Genomic DNA, 20,535 nt, shown 5'->3' with positions numbered 1-20,535 from the left:
TATGTCTGCACAGAAGAAGGTAAAGGTCGGAATTATCGGCGGCGGTCTTATGGGCCGTGAACTCCTTGCTCTAGTTGGGCGCTGGGATGCGCTCTTAGATCACCCAGTTCGCCCAGTAATAACCGCAATCGCAGATACTTCCGATGCAGTGCGCGAATTCTTTACCAACGCCGGAATTTCTGAGTCATACAGTGATTACAAAGAGTTATTGGCTAGCCCTAACGTTGATGTGGTTTACATCGCCGTTCCGCATAACCTGCATGAAGAAATTTATATTGCCGCGATAAACGCTGGTAAAGATTTTCTAGGTGAAAAGCCCTTCGGAATCGATCTAGCAGCTGCAGAAAAGATTGAGGCAGCGCTAGTTGGTAAGAAAAATTTCGTACGCGTATCTAGCGAACTGCCATTCTTTCCGGGTGCACAGGCTGCTATTCGCGAAGCGCGCAGTGGCAATCTTGGAGAAATAGTAGAAGTTCGTTCTGGGCTACTTCACTCATCGGATATCGATCGCAAGAAGAAAATAAACTGGAAGCGTCAACGTAAATTCTGCGGGGATATCGGCGTACTTGGTGATCTCGGAATGCACGCGGCGCATATCCCACTTCGCTTGGGATATAAACCAACTAAAGTCTTTGCAATTCTCGATGACATCGTTACCAATCGCGAAAACGCTGCGGGAGAAAACGTCGCCTGCGATACCTTCGATAACGCTGTGTTAGCGATGCGCGCTGCCAACCCCGGCAATAGCCGCGAATTTCCAATGTTCTGGGAGATGAAGCGAATCGCACCCGGCGAAAGCAACACCTTCTTCTTTAGCGCAATAGGAATGACTGGGGGAGTTCGCTTTAGTACAAAGAACCCTGCGGTTTATCACACCTTTGCGCTGCGTAACGGAGAACAAGTCTGGTCAGAGATCCAACCAGGCCACGTTTCAAATTGGCCAGTAATCACCGGACATATCTTTGAGTTTGGTTTTCCTGATGCGCTATTGCAGATGTGGGCTGCATACTTCGCAGAACGCGAAGGGAAACTTGGCGATAAATTTGCTTGCGCCTCCGTTCCTGAAGTTGTTGATTCACATCGCACATTTGCAGCAGCGATGAAATCACATGAAACCCATACAGAGGTTGCGTTGTAGAAATGCAGAATTTTTCAAATACCAAGATCGCAGTAATTGGCAGCACCATGATGGATTTAACTGTCTATGCAGACATTCTTCCGGCCGCCGGTGAAACCCGCTTTGGAGAAAGTTTTACAACTGGATTCGGTGGAAAAGGCGCCAATCAAGCGGTAATGGCAGCCCGTACTGGCGCTAAAGTCACAATGATCACCGGCATCGGAAACGATGGATTTGGTAGCGAAAGCTTGGTTAACTTTAAGAACTGTGGAATGGATACAACTTCAGTTCTGCAATTGCCAACACACACTGGCGTGGCACATATCTGGGTGGATGGCCAAGGCCAGAATCGAATTTCAATTGTTCCAGGCGCAAATTTTGCGCTGACACCACAGAATGCAATTGATGAAGTCTCCAAGTTAAAAGCAGTCAGCGTATTAATTGCACAATGTGAAATTCCACAAGAAGTAACACTGGCTGCTTTTCGTACCGCTCAGGAACTTGGGATCACAACAATCCTTAATCCTGCGCCTTATCAACCACTTACAGATGACCTGCTCGAGTTAACAGATTGGTTAATACCTAACGAGATTGAATTTGCTGAACTCGATAAGACCCATCGTGCACCGGATTCAGATGCAGTTATTGCATCGCTTCGCAAAACTGGCCGCATGATCGTAACTTTGGGAAGCGATGGGGCAGCGCTAGTAACTGCAGACGGTTCTGTTAAGCGATTCGCAGCTAAGAAAGTAACGGCGACGGATACAACTGGTGCAGGCGATTGCTTTATTGGCGCATTTGCCGCTGCGTTAGCATCGGGTGCAAGCGAAGAATCAGCAGTTCAATTTGGAATCGATTGTGCAACCAAGAGCGTTACCCGAAAGGGAGCGCAATCTTCTTATCCAAAAATTGAAGAGATAGATTTCAGCCTGATCGCAAAATAACGCTGCTGTACGGAACAGCATCGCCGGTATGAATAATTCCTAGCGCTTGGCCAACTTTAACTTTAAATTCTTCATGAGGAATTACCGTAGTTGCTAATCCGCGATGATGAGTTTTGTACTCAGCAACTGTTGCGGCATCAACCTTCGCCTCAAACTCTGCCGCCAAATACATTCCAGTTAAATCTAGGTGCGGCAAAATCGCGTCGAGTACCTGTGAAACCGTTGGAGTTCCCATGACTAGTGCGAGGTCGATGGTTTCAACGTTCGGATAAGTCGGAAATGGGCCATCAACAATCGCAATGGTGTTTACATGGCGAAATCTGGCTAGAAGTGAGGCGAGATCTCCGTTGATGATTCCGTTTTTTATCATGAAATTATGATTCCCTAGTATTGCGTTAAGTTCAAGCGCTAAACTTGAAAAGTGCCCGAACAATTAGCAAACCAACAGGCGGCTTTAGCAAGGATTCAAAGCTTTCTCTCTGACTCAACTGAGCGCGTGCTTATCGGAATAATTGGCAAACCTGGCGCCGGAAAATCCACGCTCTCAAAGTTCTTAATGAGCAAACTTCCCAAAGAGTTTGTAACTGTTGTCCCGATGGATGGTTATCACTTAAGTAATAAGGTTTTAAAGGATCTAAAGCGCGCTGATCGAAAAGGCGCTCCAGATACCTTTGATGTTGCAGGTTTTGCATCCCTTGTAAAGCGAATTAGATCTGAGCAAACACAGAATATTTACTATCCAATATTTGATCGTGCTATTGAAGAATCAATCGCGGCTCAGGGCGTAGTTACATCAGATACCAAGGTTGTAATTATTGAAGGTAATTACTTATTACACGATGCTGGCGGTTGGGAAGCGGTAAAAGACTTATTGGATGAGAGTTGGATGGTTGATGTAGATGACGATAAGAGAATTGCTCGCTTAATCTCGCGCCATATCGCTTACGGAAAAGAACCAGAAGCTGCCAAAGCGTGGGCAAAGGGAACTGATGAAGCAAATGCCCAATTAATCGAACGCGGGCGTGCGCGAGCAGATTTCGTAGTTCGGATCGATTAGCTAAAAAGTAATTAGCTACGAAGCGCTGCGGCAAGTGAACGGAAATCTTCGACCAAGATGTCGATCTCTTTCTGTCCGTGAGCCAAACTGATCAACCATTGCTCATCAAGTCCCGGAGGCGTAATGATTCCGCGGTTAAGTGACCAGAGCCAAGAGAGTTCGGCTACGCCAAAGTCGGTTGCTTTGTAATCGCGGTAGTTGCGCACTGGAGTTGTCGACCAAGTAATACAGCCCTTAACACCGAATCCAACGGTGTGTGCAGGAAGTTGATACTCCTCGATAATCTCTGAGATGCGCTCAAGTGCTTGTTGATTAAGCGCTTCAGCAGCAGCCAAAGTTTCGGCGGTACAAATTTTATCGACAGCGCGAATTCCGGCCATGGCAAGCGGGTTGCCGTTAAATGTTCCGAAGTGAGCCATCTTTCCATTTACAACGAAATCCATATATTTCTGCTTGCCACCAAATGCAGCGAGAGTTAATCCGCCACCAATTGATTTTGCAAGAGTAATCAAATCTGGCTTAACGCCAAGACGTTGCGCTGCACCTTGATGGCCAGCAGTTAAACCAGTCTTTACCTCATCAAAGATTAAGACAATTCCGTATTGATCGCAGAGTTCGCGAATACGTTCTAGGTAACCGGCATCTGGAAGAACAATTCCGATATTTTCGAGAACTGGTTCAACGATGAAGCAAGCGATGGTAGATGCGTGCTTAGCGAAAATTTGTTCTAGCGATTCAGGATTGTTATAAGGAACAACGTGAACATTTCCAGCAACTAAATTCTCATCAACCACAGCGGTTGGGAAATCAGAATCGCCAGCAGTATCAAGTTTTGGTTTTGCTGAAACTACAAATGGGTCGTAACTTCCGTGATAACCGCCCTCAACTTTTACGATATCGCGTTTACCAGTTGCAGACCGAGCCACGCGAACGGCATACATAGTTGATTCGGTGCCAGAGTTAGTAAAGCGAACCTGATCAATACCGAAGCGACGGCAGATACGTTCAGCAGCATCGGTTGAGATAGGTGAAGGGGTGACAAAGAGCATCCCGGTATCGAGCGATGCCTTAACTTCTTCAACGACGACTGGGTTTAAGTGGCCAGCGAGCATTGCTCCGAAGCCCATTGAAAGATCGAGCAGCTGACGACCATCAACATCGGTCATCCATGCGCCTTGCGCAGAGACAATTGAAATTGGATATGGATCCCAGTGTTGGAAACTTGAGGTAACGCCTAAAGGAAGGGATTTCATGGAGCGTGCGCTCTCAGCGAGCGATCCCTTAGTGTTCTTAGTAAATAACTCCCACTCTGAGGCAAGTAAAGAGGCTACTTTTTCAGGCGAGACAGGCGTTGATGTTGCTGGTACTAATCTAAAACTTTCCGCATGATGCGATTGTGTAATCATTTTAAAGCTGTACGGCAAAGGTTTCTGATTTAGAAACTCGTTTGAGAAGTACTCTCCCGATCCTTTCATTCTTTCGAATGTGGGTTAAGTATCTCTGAAGTCAAAAAAAGTTGCAACCCCTAGGCCATTTTATGCGAGAAGTTCGGGCGTTTCTCATAAACTTTAGGGCGTTATGGAAAAACCAACAATAATTCTTGCAACAAGCAATGGCGTAGGAATGGGCCATTTAGCTCGTGCATCTGCAATTGCATATTCTCTAAAAGAGATTGCAAATCCAATTATTGTTTCTATGGCTGGCGGAATAGCAGAAGTTCCGGACTTTATGGGAATACGTTGCGAATACATTCCTGGTAAAGATCGAATGTGGATGACGCGCGATAACTGGGATATTTACTTGCGCGATCGTTTACTAGCGTTAGTTGATGAAACTGGTGCACGAGTTCTATCTTTTGATGGAGTAGTTCCGTACCCAGGTGTTATTGCTGCAAAATTTAGCCATCCAAAACTTTCTTTAGTATGGGTACGTCGCGGTCTCTGGCAGAAGAAACCGCAGAGATTTGTCTTAGGTTTGCAATCAAAGATGATGGATCACATCGTTGAACCAGGAGATATTGCGCGCGCATATGATTTTGGGCCAACTGCAACTCGCAAAGATGCAACGCTAACTTCGCCGGTTTCACTCTTTGAAAAGAGCACAGCATTTAGCCGCGATGAGGCCCGCCAGATTCTGGGGCTAGATTTAAACCGCCCTGCTGTATTGGTTCAGCTCGGAACTGGCGATAGCGATGTCAACGAGAAGATGACCGCAGCGCTTTCAGGTCTCTTAGGTTGGAAAGATCTGCAAGTAATCCTTACCAAACAACCTTTAGATAAAGATGGAAAATCTCTGGCTCCAGAAGGGCTAGATATCCGGGTGGTTCGCTACTTCCCGCTAGCCAAAGTTCTACACGCATTCGATGCCAGTGTTTGCGCCACTGGCTACAACGGTGTCCATGAATTGTTGCCAGCGTTGGTGCCAACGGTCTTTGTCTCAAATATTCGTGGGACAGATGATCAAGATGCCCGCGCCAAGTGGTGCCATGACTTTGGCTTTGCACTCCGTGCAGACCAAGCAGATTTAACAGATATTTCTGCAAAGGTGCGCCAACTTCAGAACCCACAAGTAAGGGCTGCGTTAAGCGCTAAATGTGCAGAACTTCCTGAAACAACTGGGGGCACAGAGATTGCAAGGATTCTTTATGAGTTAGCAACTGCAAAAGAACCGGTACGTCCATCGCGATCGACCTTTATTCGTTTAAATATCCAAGAACACTTAAACCGTGGCTTGCGCCATGTTGCATATCTTGGTTTGCGCAGACTTGCACTTGTTTATCGCAAACTGCGCCCACACGCTAACGTTGAAACAACTCGTGAAGAACCTCCAATTTGGGGAGAAGAGAACACCGCAAAAGGTCTTCACCCGCTAATTAAGGGCAATAGACGTTTTGAACATTTGATAACTGGTGCCTCTGAAAGTTATAAAATGCGACGTAAAGAGATTGCAGATGCCGCTTACGGAGAACTAACTGAAGGAATAAGAAAAAAATGAGAATCAGAACTTGGTTTAAGAAAACACCAATTGGTCGTCTAGTTTGGCGAGTAATAATCGGCTTGATCGGCGGCTTAATTACAGTCTTTGGTGCGATCGCTTTAGTTGGACCAGGACCTGGAATTCTGATCGTTTTAGCTGGACTAGGAATCTTGGCGACAGAATTTGCATGGGCGGCGCGAGTAATGGTTCACACAAGAACTTACGCCCAAAAAGCTGCAGATAAAGCCGGCATACCAAAGTGGGCTCAATTAGCGCTGATCGCCGTAGGTGCTGTTCTTTCTATAATTGTGATTATCTTCCTTGTCTCAACGGGAAGAATTTAACTACTTATTAAAATTGAGATCGGATTTCCCAGAGATCTCTAAAGACCGGATTAAATAAAGTACTTGCTAAGTATTTAACGCCATCTGAACCACCCGTGCCCACTTTATGGCCAATAGTTCGCTCCACCATTTTCACGTGGCGATAGCGCCATTCTTGTAAGCCCTCATCGATATCTACTAATCGCTCACAAACCATTGCAGATTCAGGATCGCTACGGTGTACTTCAAGGAGCGCCTCGAGTACTCGTGGATCGGATTGGTAATGAGTGCTTTTATCGCGTTCCAAGACATCGCTAGGAATCTTATGTCCGCGATTTGAAAGGTAAGCGAGAGTTGAATCCCAGATCGAATTTCGTGAAGTGATTTCGTGGATTTCTTCCTGAACATCTATAGGAAGGTGCGAAGCCATCTTGGAATCTCTGCGACCTAAGAGCGCCTCAACTTTTCTAAATTGTGCAGATTGAAAACCACTTGATGATGAAAGATAACCGCGGAAAGCGTTGAACTGAAGGGGAGTCATAGTTTCTAAAATATCTACCTGCGTTACGCAGACTTTTAAGATCGTGCGAATACGCCCCAGAATTGCGAGAGAGCGGTGGGTATCTCCGGCTTCAAGAGATTTTGCAGCCGCCTCAAATTCATGAATTAACTGTTTAAACCAGAGTTCGTAACTTTGATGGATGATGATGAATAACATCTCATCGTGCTCTGGACCTTCTGAATCTGTACTTTTAGATAGTGGCTTTTGTAACTTTAAAAGTTCATCGACTGCCAGATACGAGGTGTAAGTAAGTGCAGAATCGAAATCTTGATCGCTCATGTCACACGCGAATCTGTTTTTTCAATCTTTTCGTATTGCCGTGATGAAACTAGATCTCTAATGCGCGCAAAACCATCCCAAACTTCAACATAAGAAGTTGGCAGTGGCGCTATCGCTAGACGTATTGAATCTGGAGTGCGGTAGTCAGGGATTACATCTGCGAACTCGCGTAGCGCAACACAAATACGCGCAGCATCTGGATGGCCAAGTGAAATGTGCCCACCACGTTCTTGGGGATTTCGTGAAGTAAGTAAAGTGAATCCAAGTTCTGCCAGCCACGCATCGTAAAGCTGAATCATCATCTCGGTTCCGATCGCTGCTTTTTCAGAGATAGCGCCGATACCTGCTTCTTCGATCATCGTAAACGCGCTCTTTATACAGCGAAGCCCAATTAGCGAAGGGCTAGCGATTTGGAAACCACGAATCCCTTCCGCCTTTTCAAATACTGGACCCATTGCAAATTGATCACCTTGAGAGAACCAACCTTGAATTGGAACCTGAAGTTCGGCCTGTAACTTCTTATTTACATATAACCAAGCGGGGGAACCAGGTCCTGAATTTCCATATTTATATGTACAACCGACCGCGATATCAACGCCATTCTTATCAAAGTCCATCTCAATCGCACCAACTGCATGACTGGCATCCCAGAGCATGAGCGCCCCGTATTTGCGGACTAAGTCAGTTAAGGGCTTGATGTCATTGCGCGCACCTGAGCGATACTGAATAACTTCGAGGGTAACTAGTGCTACATCGTCACTTAAGTAAGGTTCCAAGATTTCAGGAGTTATTCGCTCATACTCTGCTTTGCCTGGCGTTTCGTTATCAATAATTATTAATTCAAGCCCTAACTGTTTTGCAATTCCTTCAAGTATGTAGCGATCTGTCGGAAAATTTGCAGCATCGGTAATTATTGTTTTGCGTCCTGGGCGGGCGTTAATTGCAGCCAGTGCTAACTGATAGAAATTTACGGATGTTGTATCGCAAGCCAAGACTTGTCCGGCCGCAGCTCCAAGAGTAGAACGACCGATTAGATCGCCAGTTGGTTGCGCTTCATCAACCCAGTGTCCCCAACCGGTAACTACTTCGGGACCCCATTCATCTCGCATAAAGGAGTTGACTGCCTCAATCGTTGAAAGAGGCAAACGACCTAGCGAATTGCCATCCAGATAACAGATATTTGGATCGCTGATCACAAATTGCGAACGGAAGCGCGCTAATGGATCGCGTTCATCAAGATCGATGGCAAATTGTCGGTCAGTGGCTTTCATAGTTGAAAGGTACGCTCTCCCATCGTGGCGCGCAATCTTGTCAATATCGAAGAGGTCTCAAAGGCCTTTGATATTAGAGCGCTGCTTGAAAGAGTTTCACTTGGCGTTTCTGAAGGCGATCGCATCGGAATCGTTGGCCGTAACGGTTCTGGAAAAAGCACGCTAATGAAGATTATTGCTGCTGTTGAACAACCAGATCAAGGCCGCGTAACTAAAGCAAATAGCGTGAAGATCGGGCTGCTTTCCCAAGTTGATAAAGCAGATCCCAATTCAACAGTGGGTGATGTTGTAATTGGCGATAGAGCAAAACATGAATGGGCTAGTGATTCTGGAATCCGCGAGGTGTTTACCGGGTTATTCGGTGGCTTTGATGACCACTTATTTGAAAGAAAATTTGCCACACTCTCTGGCGGTGAAAAACGTCGTGTTGGATTAGCCAAACTTCTGATCGATGACCTTGATCTAATTCTGTTGGACGAGCCGACAAACCATTTAGATGTGGAAGGCGTTGCTTGGTTGGCAGAGCATTTAAACCAACGAAAGAATTTAGCGGTCCTAGTTATTACTCACGATCGTTGGTTTCTTGATGCGGTCACTGATAGAACGTGGGAAGTTGTTGGCGGCAAAGTAGAAGAGTATGACGGTGGCTATTCTGCATTCGTCTTGGCTAAGGCTGAACGTTCCCGACAAGCAAGTGCGATGGATGCGCGCCGAAATAACTTGATTCGTAAAGAATTGGCGTGGCTGCGCCGCGGTGCTCCTGCGCGAACAACAAAACCGAAATTTAGAGTAGATGCCGCAAATGTATTGATTGCTGAAGAACCTGCGCCGCGCGATCAAGGTGAGCTCTTGAAATTTGCACGTAACCGATTAGGTAACACTGTTTATGAAGCTCACCATGCGCAAATTCGCGCCGGTGAGAAAGAGTTGATCGACGATCTCTACTGGAACGTTGGTCCTGGCGACCGCATCGGAATTGTCGGCGTAAACGGAGCTGGAAAAACCACCTTAATGCGCACGCTGGCGGGGGAAATTCCACCATATGCTGGAAAACTCGTAACCGGTGTCACTGTTAAAGCGGCATTCCTAACGCAGCATCTTGATGAGTTAAATCCAACTTGGCGAGTTTTAGAGGCGGTTGAAAAGGTTGCTTCACATATCGAACTTGGAAATGGTAAGTCACTTTCTGCATCACAACTCTGCGAACGTCTTGGCTTTGATAAAGACTCGCAATGGACTCCTGTAGGAGATCTATCTGGGGGAGAGAAACGTCGCTTACAACTAACGCGCTTGTTAATGGATTCCCCAAATGTTTTATTACTTGATGAACCAACAAATGATTTTGATATTGAGACGCTAACTGAACTTGAAGATCTTTTGGATAGCTACGGTGGAACACTAATAGTCATCTCACACGATCGATATTTCTTGGAACGCGTCTGTGATCGTTTCGTTGGGCTGCTAGGAGATAAAGAATTACGCGATCTGCCACGCGGTGTTGATCAATACCTGGAACAACGAGCGCAGTCTCTGCAAAAACCAGCTGAAGCAGTAAAAGGAAAATCTCAATCTTCTGCGGCGGAGCAGCGACAATTGAAAAAAGATTTAGTTCGCGTCGAAAGACAGATTCAGAAGGCTAAGGAAAAGATCGTAGAGCTTGAAAGCGCGCAAGAGAAAGCCGCATTCGACCCGACAGAGTTGATTCGGATCAGCGCAGAACTAGAAACACAACGCGCAGAAATCAACTCTCGCGAAGAAGAATGGTTAGAAATTACCCTTCAACTTGGCCTTTGAGTTAAAATAAAGTTATGAGTCGTATATCCCATGCCGTTGAAGCCATTCTCTTTCGCAGCCGTTTCTTACTGGCGCCTCTTTACTTAGGTTTAGTCGGGGCGCTCGGACTACTTGCCTACCGCTTCGTAATTGAATTTTGGCATTTGGCGGAGAAGACAGCTTCAATGAACGCCAGCGAATTCACCTTGGCGCTTCTTGCACTTCTCGATTTAACGCTACTAGCTAACTTGATTTTGATGGTTATCTTCGCCGGTTATGAAAACTTTGTCTCTCGAATTGATATTGCAACTGAATCGAAAGATCGTCCACATTGGATGGGAACCATTGATTTTAGTGGGCTTAAGATCAAGTTAATTGGATCGCTAGTTGCTATCTCGGTAATCGAACTTCTCAAAGATTTCATCGAACTAGCTGGTGAAGCTGAAGTCGGTGAAGGCACCATCTGGCGAATCGCAATCCACCTGACATTTGTTATTTCTGGCGTTCTCTTCGCTTTGATGGATTGGATCGCAGATAAGCGTGAATTTGTTGGCACTCATAAGTAGTGAATAAAAGTAATCCCCGCCTAAATTTTTTAGCGGCCATCTCCGGTGTAATGATCGCGCTCCAAGCGCGCGCCAATGGCGAACTTTCACATCGCATGGGAAACCCAATTGAAGCAGCGCTAGTTTCATTTGGCTCTGGATTAATTGTGATTTCGTTAATCGCCGCCTTCAATCCTGCAATCAAGCAAGGTATCCGCAATCTAAAGAGCGCTGTAACAAAGAAAGAGATTCCAGTCTGGACTCTCTTTGCAGGAATGCTCGGTGGCAGTTTTGTCGCTTTTCAAACGCAGGTAGTTCCAATAGTTGGCGTTGCCATCTATTCAGTGGCATCTATTGCAGGGCAGACTGCATCATCGCTATTTGTTGACCGGATCGGGTTAACTGGCGGTGGCAAGAAAGCGATCACCAAGCGTCGAGTTTTGGCAGCGTTTGTAACTGTATTTGCCGTCTTGGTTTCGGTAATTGATCGAATTGATGCGCGAAATCTCTCGCTATTTGCAGTCTTTTTCGGTGTTTTTGCAGGAGCGATTGTTGGCGTTCAAAGAGCGTTAAATGGTCAGATTAACGAGAGCACCCAACAAAGTTTCACAACTTCTTTGCTCAACTTCATCATGGGTACAACATTTCTACTTGTATTCCTAATCGTTGTGGCGCTACTGACTCAGGTTGAAATAGTCGCACTTCCATCTGGTCCTTGGTGGATGTATACCGGCGGAACTATCGGAGTTATTTACATCGCATTTACTTCAACAATTGTTCAACATTTAGGTGTTCTGACATTTACTTTAATTAGCGTGGGTGGGCAGCTCGTTGGTTCTTTACTTATTGACCTTTACTCACCAACTCAAGGTGTGCAGATTAGCGCTTACTTAGTAACTGGAATTCTTATGACTTATCTGGGCGTGGTTGTCGGTGGCGTCGGTAATTCACAAAAGCGGAGATTGCTGAAGCGCCAATAAAGAAAGCGGCGATTGCGTAGGAAAAACTCTTAACCCAAGGAATGGATGCTGCGTAGTACCCGGCGAGAGTTATTCCCACGCCCCATAAAAGTGCGCCAAGAACGTTTGCGGATAAGAAACGGTAGTAATTCATCTTCGCTGCACCGGCGATTGGTGGAACGAAAGTGCGAATCCAGGGGAAGAATCGAGCGGCGACAACAGCCCACCAACCAGTTCTTTCATAGAAATCTTCGGCGTTTTTAATCATTTTCTGTACGCGCAGAGATTCGCGCTTATCTAAATAAGGACGACCTACAACTCGACCAATTACGAACCCAACTTGATCACCGAAGAATGCGGCGAGAAAGATCGCAGTTACCAGAATTACGATATTTATATTTCCATGGATAGCCGCCACAAGTCCGGCGCTAAAGAGAATCGAATCACCCGGCAAGAAGAACCCGAATAGCAGGCCCGTTTCAATAAAGACAATCCCGGCAACTACTACATAGAAGATAAATGGTGCGAGCGTAGAGAGTTGTGCATCAAAAGAGGCTGCAAACTCCATTTAAACGCTCTTTTTAACTGCTGCCGCCACCTTTGCGACGACCTGAGAATCGAAGACGCTAGGAACGATAAAAGAAGCATTTAACTGAGATTCGGAGACACAAGATGCGATCGCCTCAGCTGCTGCAATCAGTAACTCATCTGTGATCTTGTGAGCCTGAGCATCTAAAAGACCACGGAAAATTCCGGGGAAGGCGAGAACATTGTTAATTTGATTTGGTTGATCGCTGCGACCGGTTGCAACAACGGTTGCATACTTGCGAGCAATAACGGGATCAATCTCTGGATCTGGGTTAGCGAGTGCAAAAACAATAGAGCCCTTAGCCATTCCAGCGACATCTTCTTCAGTTAATACATTTGGAGCGCTAACGCCAATAAAGACATCAGCGCCCTTCATGGCATCTGAAATTTTCCCCGAAAATCCAGCGGTAACGCAACCATCTTTATCGAAAGCAATTATCTTTGAGGCGCCACTCTTTGATAATAGCCGCGCAATTGCAGTTCCGGCAGCGCCAGCGCCGCTCATGACGATAGTGATCTCATTCATCTTCTTATTGACCAGTTTGAGTGAGTTAGTGAGTGCCGCAAGAACAACAATCGCAGTGCCATGTTGATCATCATGAAAAACTGGAATATCTAACAATTCGCGCAAACGTTCTTCGATTTCAAAACAACGTGGAGCGGAGATATCTTCCAAGTTAATTCCACCGTATACAGGTGCAATCAATTGAACCGTACGGACAATCTCATCAACATCTTGGGTATCAAGGCAGACTGGCCAAGCATCCACATCTGCAAAGCGTTTAAAGAGCGCAGCCTTTCCTTCCATAACCGGCAAGGCAGCTGCTGGTCCTATGTTTCCAAGCCCGAGAACTGCAGAACCATCAGTGACAACAGCGACGGTATTTCGCTTCATGGTTAGGCGACGCACATCTGCTGGATCATCAACAATCGCCTGACAGATTCGCGCAACACCAGGTGTGTACGCGCGCGAAAGGTCGTCACGAGTCTTTAGTGGGACCTTTGATTGAACTTCGAGTTTCCCACCAAGGTGGAGTAGAAATGTTCGATCGCTAACCTTGCGAACCGTTAGCCCTTTATGTGCGGTTAAAGCCAGATTGATTTCTTGTGCATGATCAGCATCAATGGTGTCGCAAGTTACGTCGATGACAACTCTTTCAAGAAGTGACTCAACAACGTCAAGTGCAGTAATTGTTGCGCCGGCACCTGTAATCGTTGCGGTAATTAGCGCAACAGGTTGTAAATCAGGTGAACCTTCAACGCGGATTGTGATTCCGTATCCTGGGGAAGTTGAGGCCACTTAAACAACACCATAAAGACGATCGCCGGCATCGCCAAGACCGGGAACGATGTACCCGTGTTCGTTTAGCTTTTCATCAAGTGCGCCAGTAACTAAAGTAATTGGAACGCCAGATTTTGCAAAGGCATCTTCCAAAACTTTAATTCCTTCAGGCGCTGAGAGAATACAGATTGCAGTTATGTCATCTGCACCGCGCTCGATTAGGAAGTTAATTGCAGCAACTAAAGTTCCACCAGTTGCCAACATCGGATCTAAAACAAAGCATTGACGCCCAGCTAAATTTTCAGGGAGACGATTTGCATAGGTGCTTGCCTTTAAAGTTTTTTCATCGCGAACCATGCCTAAGAATCCGACTTCTGCAGTTGGAATCAAACGCGTCATGCCTTCAAGCATTCCAAGGCCAGCGCGCAAGATTGGAACAACAACCGGACGGGGATCAGAGAGTTTTAAGCCAGTCGTCTGCGTGACTGGAGTCTTTATAGAAACTTTTTCAGTTCTGACTTCACGCGTAGCCTCGTAGGCAAGCAGGGTCACAAGTTCTTCTACCAAGTGACGGAAAGTTGGTGAATCAGTTCTTTCATCGCGCAGGACGGTCAACTTATGAGTGATAAGCGGGTGGTCGGCGACGTGAACTTTCATAGCGCTTACCTTACAGGGGTTTTCATCTAGCCCAATGAGTGCCAATATGTCTGATGTGAGTGATGCAAATTACGAAGCAAGTTCCGACGGGGCTGTCGCGGCTAACGAGGTTGATATCGCCGTTGCTGCCTGGCACGAGGAGGGGCGCTGGAACCTAGCGTTGTTACCTGACGCACATGATCTGCCGCACATTATTGATCGACTTAAATCACAACAAACAAATGGCGGCGCGATAGCACTTCTAGCAATTGATGAAGAATTTTTTATGTTGATTCGTGTTTTAGGTTCACATATAAGTATGTTTTTAAGCGATGTAACCTGTGCACTTGATTATGAAGTTGCTGCAGAATTCTTAGAGCTTTGTGATTTAGATTCACCAGAAGAAGATGATGAACCACTTCCGGTTGGACATCTAGAAATTTTGGCAGACCTTGGCGTTAACTCAATGGAGATCTCTGCTCTCTGTGATGATGCAGAACTTTTCCCTGATGAACAACTCGAAGCAATTGCTAGTCGCTTAGGATTCGCAGATCAATTTGCGGAGTTATTGGAGCTATAAGAATTTCTACCCACACGCCTGAATCGCTGATGCAAGAAGCGATCGCAATTGCACGTCAAGCAACCGCTACTGGAGATGTTCCTGTCGGTGCTTTAGTAATCAATAAAGATGGCGTAGTTATCGGCACTGGATCTAATGAAAGAGAAGCAAATAATGATCCAACTGCACACGCTGAAATTGTTGCTATTCGAAACGCTGCAGCACGATTACAAAATTCACGTTTAGATGGCTGCACACTTGTTGTGACCTTGGAACCTTGTCCAATGTGTGCCGGGGCAATTGCCCAATCTAGAATTTCCCATTTGATATTTGGCGCTTGGGATGCCAAAGGTGGCGCAGTTGGCTCAGTTTGGGATGTTATTCGTGATCCACGTTCGCTTTACAAGCTAGATGTAACAGCAGGAATCTGCGAAAGTGAATGCGCTGATTTACTGCGAGATTTCTTTGAAGGTCAGCGCTAAACAAGAAGTTCGTAAGAAGGGTTCAAGATAGTCAAAGCGCCTTCTTCTTCTCCGACCATTCCTTCGGCGCGTAGTTGCGAACCGACTTCTAAGCCAGCAATCTCGCGACGTCCCAAGAATTGCAGAGTAACCCCACCGGTCTGATCCCAAACTTCTACCTGAAGAATTGGCGCAGATCCTCGCGGCGCGCTTTTAATTGCAGTTACGCGACCCTGAACATGAGCCCGCTTGCGCCACTGGATTTCACCAATTGGCGTCATATTTTCTGCGTAATGGCTAATTGGTTCGACGTTCTTTATTACATCTTCAACAGGCTTAAATTTTGCAACTGGAGTTGCCGCTGGTTTTGCTTCACCTTGAGGCGCAACTGTTAATTGTGTTGCAGATGTAATGCGATCCACGTCGAAAGGAACGATAGTTGCAACAACGCGCTGCAATTGAGAAATAGGTGCGGCAATTTCTTCCGCTGTTTGATCATGCAACAAGCGGCCAAGGAAACCAGAATATGCACGACGAGGAAGCAGAAGCGTCAACTCGACATCATTCTTTTCCGTCATGCGGATTGCATAGTCGAGCGCTGAATTTGCAAGTCGTCTATCAGGGCAGTCGATTAACTCGAGAGTGACATCATCTAGCGCATCTGACTTGGCCCAGGCCTCTTTAATTGCTTCTGCTCGACGATCATCGATTACAAAGTGAACAGCGCTGAGATTTCTTGGTTTCAAACTACGCGCATACCGAATGGCTCCAACTGTTGCCAAATCCACGTTATCGACAAGAACTGTCACGTTGTGGCGAACGATCGTTGTAGCACGCTCTTGTTCACGTCGGACTAATAAAGCATCTTGTTCGCGAGTGTATTGGCGACGTAAGCGTAAGAATGAAACAACCATGATCGGAGCAACCACAAGAACCAACCAAGCGCCTTGTGTAAATTTCACAACAGAGAAGATGATCACAATTACGAGTGAGACAGATCCCGCAAGGAAATTAATTACAACTCGTACTCTCCAGCCGTCGGGTTTTACTCGAATTGAATGCTTGGTCATACCGAAACCGGCCAGTGCAAAACCAGTAAATACGCCGAGTGCATAGAAAGCGACTAGATGCTCAACCGAACCTGCGGTAATCAAAACCAAGACAATTCCACCACCGGCAAGTAGCAAGATGCCATTTGAGAAAGCCAGGCGGTGGCCGCGCTTAGTTAATTGGCGTGGAAGGTAGCCATCAGTTGCAACAAAGTTACAGAGCAGTGGGAAAGCACTGTATGTGGTGTTAGCGCCAGCAAAGAGAATAAGCATCGTTGCAAGCTGAACCATTACGAACATAAAGCTGCCGAAAGCACCACCACCGATTGCAGCCTTGGCGATCTGCGAAATAACTGTAGGAGTTCCTGATTCATAAGGCATTGCTTGAATGTGATGAGCAAAGTAAGAAACTCCAAGTACGAGAGTTCCAAGGATGCAGCTCATGATCACGAGTGTGCGTTTTGCGTTTACATGTTCTGGTGTCTTAAAGAGCGCAACGCCATCGGAAATTGCTTCCAAACCAGTTAGTGAAGATCCGCCATTTGCAAATGCACGAAGCAGGATAAAGATTGCAGCTGCCGTTAAAAGTCCTTGCTCTTGTCCAACTTCAACCGCACCGGGTAGATCAGTTGCAAGAACTGGAAGCGTTCCGTTGAAGAGTCGCCAGAAACCCATTCCGAAGACAATCAACATACAACCGACGAAGAAGTAAGTTGGGAATGCAAAAGCTTTTCCGGCTTCTTTAACACCGCGAAGATTTCCGTAAGTAAGTAGAACGATTACCAACAAGATCATTGGAATTTTCCATGGATCGAGTGATGGGAATGTAGAAATGATTGCGGCAACACCTGCTGCAGATTGAATTGCAACTGTTACGACGTAATCAAGAATCAAAGCAACTGCTGCAATCTGCGCTGTTACAGGTCCGAAATTATCTCGCGCGACAATGTATGCGCCACCAGTTTTTGTATAAACATCGATCACATTGCGGTATGAAAGTGTAATTATGGTAAGAATTACCAAAACAACCGCTGTCATTGGCATCAATATTGCGAAAGCTGCTAATCCAAATGCTGGCAAGAGCGCAATAAGAATCTGTTCAGTACCGTAAGCCGAAGATGAAATACAGTCGGAAGAGAGAATTCCGAGTGCGTAGCGCTTTGATAAACGTTGATGTCCGAGCGAATGTCGGTTAAGCGCATTACCTAAAAGACGGCGCTTTACCTTGTAGCTAAGCGGATCTTTTACATGCGCAGTTTCTTGGAGAGCAACTGGTTCAGGCGCACCATCTGTCCACGACTTGGGCACAAAAACTCCTTCAGTTACCGCGGCTAGCGCGTCCATTTAACTATTTAGTATGCTCATCTTATGCGCACTCAGTTATATATAGATGGTCAATGGGTAGATGGAAATGGCACTTTAGATGTAATTGATCCCAGCGACGGCTCAGTAATCGCCAAGGTCTCTACCGCCGGAGATGCGCAGATCGAGGCCGCCCTAGCTGCCGCCCACCGCGCCGCACCTGCCTGGGCCAAGACCGCGCCCCGCGTGCGCGCAGAGATGCTCCGCAAAGCATTTGAGTTAATGATTCAAGAAGCAGATTACTTAGCAGAGTTAATTTCCAAAGAAAATGGCAAGGCGCTACCTGATGCAAAAGGTGAAGTTGCCTACGCCGCAGAATTCTTCCGCTGGTTCTCTGAAGAAGCAGTACGCATTGCAGGAGATTTCCGCATGTCACCTAGTGGCGATAAGCGAATTTTAGTTACACACCAACCTGTTGGTCTCTCACTTCTTATTACTCCTTGGAACTTCCCTGCCGGAATGGCAACACGTAAAATTGGTCCCGCAATTGCTGCAGGTTGCACAATGATTTTAAAACCAGCCGGTGAAACACCTCTGACCGCGCTCGCCATCATGGACATCCTTGATCGCGCAGGCGTTCCAAAGGGCGTAGTTAATTTAATTCTTCCAACACCAACTGGTCCTGCGATCGCCAAGATGTTGCATGATCCACGTGTTAAGAATCTTTCATTTACTGGTTCTACTGAAGTTGGTCGAATCATTCTTAAAGAAGCGGCCGATAATGTAATTCGTTGCTCTATGGAGCTCGGGGGAAATGCACCGTTTGTTGTTATGGATGACGCCAATATTGATGAAGCAATTAAAGGTTTGATGTTGGCAAAGATGCGCAATGGTGGAGCTGCTTGTACTGCCGCAAACCGAGTTTATGTGCAACGCAAGGTAGCCGCAGAATTTATGCAAAAGTTTGCTGAAGCAATGGGAACTTTTGTTATGGGACGCGGTCGCGATGCTGGTGTACAACTTGGCGCAAGTGTTTCAATTAAAGAACGCAACAAGATTGCAGAGCTAGTTGATAACTCAGTTAAGTCTGGAGCCAAGGTATTAACAGGCGGCAAGACCCCTGATGGTCCAGGCGCTTTCTACCCAGCAACAGTTCTAGAAGTAGAAAAAACAGCGGAAATTCTTAACCACGAAGTCTTCGGACCGGTTGCACCAGTGGTTATCTTCGATACCGATGCTGAAGCGATTGAACTCGCAAATAGCACTGACTTCGGACTAATTAGCTACGTTTACTCTGAAGATCTAAAGCGCGCGATCCAGATTTCGGAAGCCCTTGAATCCGGAATGGTTGCAATCAACCGCGGAATGATTTCAGATCCAGCAGCGCCATTCGGTGGAGTTAAGCAGAGCGGTCTTGGCCGCGAAGGCGGCTTCGATGGCATCCACGAATTCCTCGAGACCAAATACATTGGCGTCGAAATCTAACTTACATTTAAACCAATTTATTTCATCAAATAGATTAAATCACTGTTCGAAGCTTTGTAAGAATCTCGTTGTCATTTGTCCTAAGTTTTTTGACTATTCCCTTTATGTAGTTCCTACCGTCGGCGTAATAAGCAAGAGTGTAGAAAGGGTATGTATTAAAGCCGTATCCTGATTCTGCCTTCGGAATTTGTCCAGGGATAGGAAAGTTCGAGATTACGTCTACATCGCATTGCGCGAAAAACTTCTCAAGTTTTCTAATGTTGTATTTTCTAATCCTAGTCAATTTGATTTCCCGAACTTCAGATTGAATTTCATCAGAGTTTAACTCTCTTGCGGAGTAATTCACTTTTCTACCCTTAAGGAAATAAGTAGCTTCACCATTAGCGATACTTCTACTTGTAATACCTTTCTCTAGAAGCATGTTTGCTTGATTAACATAAAAGTCCTTGTTTATTTCAAGCAGGTACTTATAAAGAGCTCTTCTTTCTTCTTGGAAAAGAAGACCACCAGATGTTAAGCACTCTTCAAAATAACTCACACCTTTATTGTGCACCTATCAAGCATCCTGCCGCTACAAATTTTCCTGAGTCTCCCTTAACAGGCAGTTTTTTGCCATTTTCTAAGTACACATAACCCTGGGCGGTGCCACGATATGCGGCGGATACCCCCTTCTGACATGGACCGAAGAGCTCTTTGAAGCTCGCGACATTAGGTGATTTGGTGGTCGAGCTCCTTCTTTCATTTACAAATGAGTAGGCAGTGATTTCGCGGTTATTCTTAATTTTTTGTATAGATGCGCTTAGTTGAGTGTATTTTTGTGAGACATTACAAATCGAGGTGATATTCAGTTTAATGGCATCGATGTTTTGATTTTCAGACAAACTTGTTGAATAGTGTGGCCTCTCGACATTTAAAGTGCACTTAGGTTCAGTACCTCCAATACTTTGAAGGATAAGAAATTGGGCTGCTAGTAAACCAACAACAGCGATGCTGGGGATTTTAGGTACGAGAAGTAATGATTTAGGAATAGTTATTGGCATTCCTGAAAAATAGAGAAAAGCTCTGACGACCTTAATCAGGTTATCCCCACCCATTGGCGATGGCTGAAATACACCCTGCGGAGGATGAGGGATTTGAACCCTCGAAAGGTTGCCCTTTACACGCTTTCCAAGCGTGCGCACTCGGCCGCTATGCGAATCCTCCTGGCGGGATCGCTCCCGACTGGCTAAGGGTATAGGTGTAACAACTATCCTTACGCCAGATCCCTCACGCGGCATTACCGCGCTGAACTCCCCCAGGGTAGGAATACAGCAAGGGTAGGCGTGCTCTGATGGGTGCGTGAGGGGTCCCTTAAGTATTGTGAACTC

General features: G+C 46.0%; 21 protein-coding genes, 1 tRNA gene and 1 other RNA gene. 12 read left to right on the top strand and 11 right to left on the bottom strand.

What is annotated here, in order from left to right; genetic code table 11:
- Position 1: 1 nt before the first annotated feature.
- Together A1s21148_RS07055 and rbsK are read left to right on the top strand one after the other, a co-directional pair.
- Positions 2–1,138 (top strand): Gfo/Idh/MocA family protein, encoded by a 1,137-nt coding sequence (locus tag A1s21148_RS07055; RefSeq protein WP_095671700.1) that lies wholly within the window; start codon positions 2–4, stop codon positions 1,136–1,138.
- A 2-nt stretch (positions 1,139–1,140) separates the two neighbouring features.
- Positions 1,141–2,061, top strand: coding sequence for a ribokinase (gene rbsK / locus A1s21148_RS07050; RefSeq protein WP_095671699.1), 921 nt, complete (start codon positions 1,141–1,143; stop codon positions 2,059–2,061).
- Here rbsK and A1s21148_RS07045 read toward each other — a convergent pair.
- On the bottom strand, positions 2,042–2,431 hold the full coding sequence (locus A1s21148_RS07045; protein ID WP_095671698.1) for an RbsD/FucU domain-containing protein: 390 nt from the start codon (positions 2,429–2,431) through the stop codon (positions 2,042–2,044). The two genes, rbsK and A1s21148_RS07045, sit on opposite strands and share 20 nt — an antisense overlap.
- A gap of 51 nt (positions 2,432–2,482) precedes the next feature.
- On the opposite strand from A1s21148_RS07045, the gene A1s21148_RS07040 reads away from it, so the two are divergent.
- Complete coding sequence (locus A1s21148_RS07040; protein ID WP_095671697.1) at positions 2,483–3,118, top strand: nucleoside/nucleotide kinase family protein; 636 nt, start codon at positions 2,483–2,485, stop codon at positions 3,116–3,118.
- 11 nt (positions 3,119–3,129) lie between these two features.
- Here A1s21148_RS07040 and A1s21148_RS07035 read toward each other — a convergent pair whose 3' ends face one another.
- Positions 3,130–4,524, bottom strand: a complete 1,395-nt coding sequence (locus A1s21148_RS07035; RefSeq protein ID WP_095671870.1) for an aspartate aminotransferase family protein — start codon at positions 4,522–4,524, stop codon at positions 3,130–3,132.
- Positions 4,525–4,696: 172 nt separating this feature from the next.
- Here A1s21148_RS07035 and A1s21148_RS07030 point away from each other — a divergent pair, with 172 nt between their 5' ends.
- Complete coding sequence (locus A1s21148_RS07030; protein WP_095671696.1) at positions 4,697–6,112, top strand: glycosyltransferase; 1,416 nt, start codon at positions 4,697–4,699, stop codon at positions 6,110–6,112.
- Positions 6,109–6,438 carry a PGPGW domain-containing protein gene (locus A1s21148_RS07025; protein ID WP_095671695.1) on the top strand — a complete coding sequence of 110 codons (330 nt, stop codon included), beginning with the start codon at positions 6,109–6,111 and terminating at the stop codon, positions 6,436–6,438. The genes A1s21148_RS07030 and A1s21148_RS07025 overlap by 4 nt, the downstream gene beginning before the upstream one ends.
- A 7-nt stretch (positions 6,439–6,445) precedes the next feature.
- Here the strand turns inward: A1s21148_RS07025 and A1s21148_RS07020 are convergent, their stop codons facing one another.
- Entirely contained in the window at positions 6,446–7,258 is an 813-nt protein-coding gene (locus tag A1s21148_RS07020) for a tryptophan 2,3-dioxygenase (protein ID WP_095671694.1), read from the bottom strand.
- On the bottom strand, positions 7,255–8,529 hold the full coding sequence (locus tag A1s21148_RS07015) for a kynureninase (RefSeq protein WP_095671693.1): 1,275 nt from the start codon (positions 8,527–8,529) through the stop codon (positions 7,255–7,257). The genes A1s21148_RS07020 and A1s21148_RS07015 overlap by 4 nt, the downstream gene beginning before the upstream one ends.
- A 24-nt stretch (positions 8,530–8,553) precedes the next feature.
- Here A1s21148_RS07015 and A1s21148_RS07010 point away from each other — a divergent pair, with 24 nt between their 5' ends.
- Genes A1s21148_RS07010 through A1s21148_RS07000 form a run of 3 tightly spaced genes read left to right on the top strand, consistent with a single transcriptional unit; the run spans position 8,554 to position 11,827 of the window.
- Entirely contained in the window at positions 8,554–10,323 is a 1,770-nt protein-coding gene (locus A1s21148_RS07010; RefSeq protein ID WP_095671692.1) for an ABC-F family ATP-binding cassette domain-containing protein, read from the top strand.
- 14 nt (positions 10,324–10,337) lie between these two features.
- Positions 10,338–10,868: a TIGR00645 family protein gene (locus A1s21148_RS07005; protein ID WP_095671691.1), complete on the top strand. Its 531-nt coding sequence runs from the start codon at positions 10,338–10,340 to the stop codon at positions 10,866–10,868.
- A gap of 38 nt (positions 10,869–10,906) precedes the next feature.
- Positions 10,907–11,827 carry a DMT family transporter gene (locus A1s21148_RS07000; RefSeq protein ID WP_420022012.1) on the top strand — a complete coding sequence of 307 codons (921 nt, stop codon included), beginning with the start codon at positions 10,907–10,909 and terminating at the stop codon, positions 11,825–11,827.
- Here the strand turns inward: A1s21148_RS07000 and A1s21148_RS06995 are convergent.
- From A1s21148_RS06995 to upp, 3 genes are read right to left on the bottom strand one after another with little or no spacing between them, the layout of a single operon-like run.
- Positions 11,754–12,374 (bottom strand): DedA family protein, encoded by a 621-nt coding sequence (locus A1s21148_RS06995; RefSeq protein WP_095671689.1) that lies wholly within the window; start codon positions 12,372–12,374, stop codon positions 11,754–11,756. The two genes, A1s21148_RS07000 and A1s21148_RS06995, sit on opposite strands and share 74 nt — an antisense overlap.
- A complete protein-coding gene (locus A1s21148_RS06990) occupies positions 12,375–13,694 on the bottom strand; it encodes an NAD-dependent malic enzyme (protein ID WP_095671688.1) in 1,320 nt (439 codons plus the stop codon).
- Positions 13,695–14,333, bottom strand: coding sequence for a uracil phosphoribosyltransferase (gene upp, locus A1s21148_RS06985; RefSeq protein ID WP_095671687.1), 639 nt, complete (start codon positions 14,331–14,333; stop codon positions 13,695–13,697).
- Between the two features lie 46 nt (positions 14,334–14,379).
- Between upp and A1s21148_RS06980 the strand changes: the two genes are divergently transcribed.
- Complete coding sequence (locus A1s21148_RS06980; protein WP_223298682.1) at positions 14,380–14,892, top strand: tRNA adenosine deaminase-associated protein; 513 nt, start codon at positions 14,380–14,382, stop codon at positions 14,890–14,892.
- A gap of 26 nt (positions 14,893–14,918) precedes the next feature.
- A complete protein-coding gene (tadA, locus tag A1s21148_RS06975) occupies positions 14,919–15,353 on the top strand; it encodes a tRNA adenosine(34) deaminase TadA (RefSeq protein ID WP_257789611.1) in 435 nt (144 codons plus the stop codon).
- On the opposite strand, the gene A1s21148_RS06970 is transcribed toward tadA, so the two are convergent.
- Complete coding sequence (locus A1s21148_RS06970; RefSeq protein ID WP_223298681.1) at positions 15,350–17,725, bottom strand: amino acid permease; 2,376 nt, start codon at positions 17,723–17,725, stop codon at positions 15,350–15,352. The two genes, tadA and A1s21148_RS06970, sit on opposite strands and share 4 nt — an antisense overlap.
- Before the next feature lie 24 nt (positions 17,726–17,749).
- Between A1s21148_RS06970 and A1s21148_RS06965 the strand changes: the two genes are divergently transcribed.
- Positions 17,750–19,168: an NAD-dependent succinate-semialdehyde dehydrogenase gene (locus A1s21148_RS06965; protein WP_095671684.1), complete on the top strand. Its 1,419-nt coding sequence runs from the start codon at positions 17,750–17,752 to the stop codon at positions 19,166–19,168.
- A gap of 34 nt (positions 19,169–19,202) precedes the next feature.
- Here A1s21148_RS06965 and A1s21148_RS06960 read toward each other — a convergent pair whose 3' ends face one another.
- The 3 genes from A1s21148_RS06960 to A1s21148_RS06950 form a co-directional block, all read right to left on the bottom strand.
- Positions 19,203–19,706 carry a hypothetical protein gene (locus tag A1s21148_RS06960; protein WP_125932396.1) on the bottom strand — a complete coding sequence of 168 codons (504 nt, stop codon included), beginning with the start codon at positions 19,704–19,706 and terminating at the stop codon, positions 19,203–19,205.
- A gap of 4 nt (positions 19,707–19,710) precedes the next feature.
- A complete protein-coding gene (locus A1s21148_RS06955) occupies positions 19,711–20,208 on the bottom strand; it encodes a hypothetical protein (RefSeq protein ID WP_125932395.1) in 498 nt (165 codons plus the stop codon).
- Positions 20,209–20,286: 78 nt separating this feature from the next.
- Positions 20,287–20,371 (bottom strand) — tRNA-Ser (locus A1s21148_RS06950).
- A gap of 54 nt (positions 20,372–20,425) precedes the next feature.
- Here A1s21148_RS06950 and ffs point away from each other — a divergent pair.
- An RNA gene (gene ffs, locus A1s21148_RS06945) (signal recognition particle sRNA small type) lies at positions 20,426–20,522 on the top strand.
- Positions 20,523–20,535 lie beyond the last annotated feature (13 nt).

It is taken from the genome of Candidatus Planktophila lacus, assembly GCF_002287925.1.
Lineage (GTDB): Bacteria > Actinomycetota > Actinomycetes > Nanopelagicales > Nanopelagicaceae > Planktophila > Planktophila lacus.
This window is presented reverse-complemented; position numbering and strand designations above follow the sequence as displayed.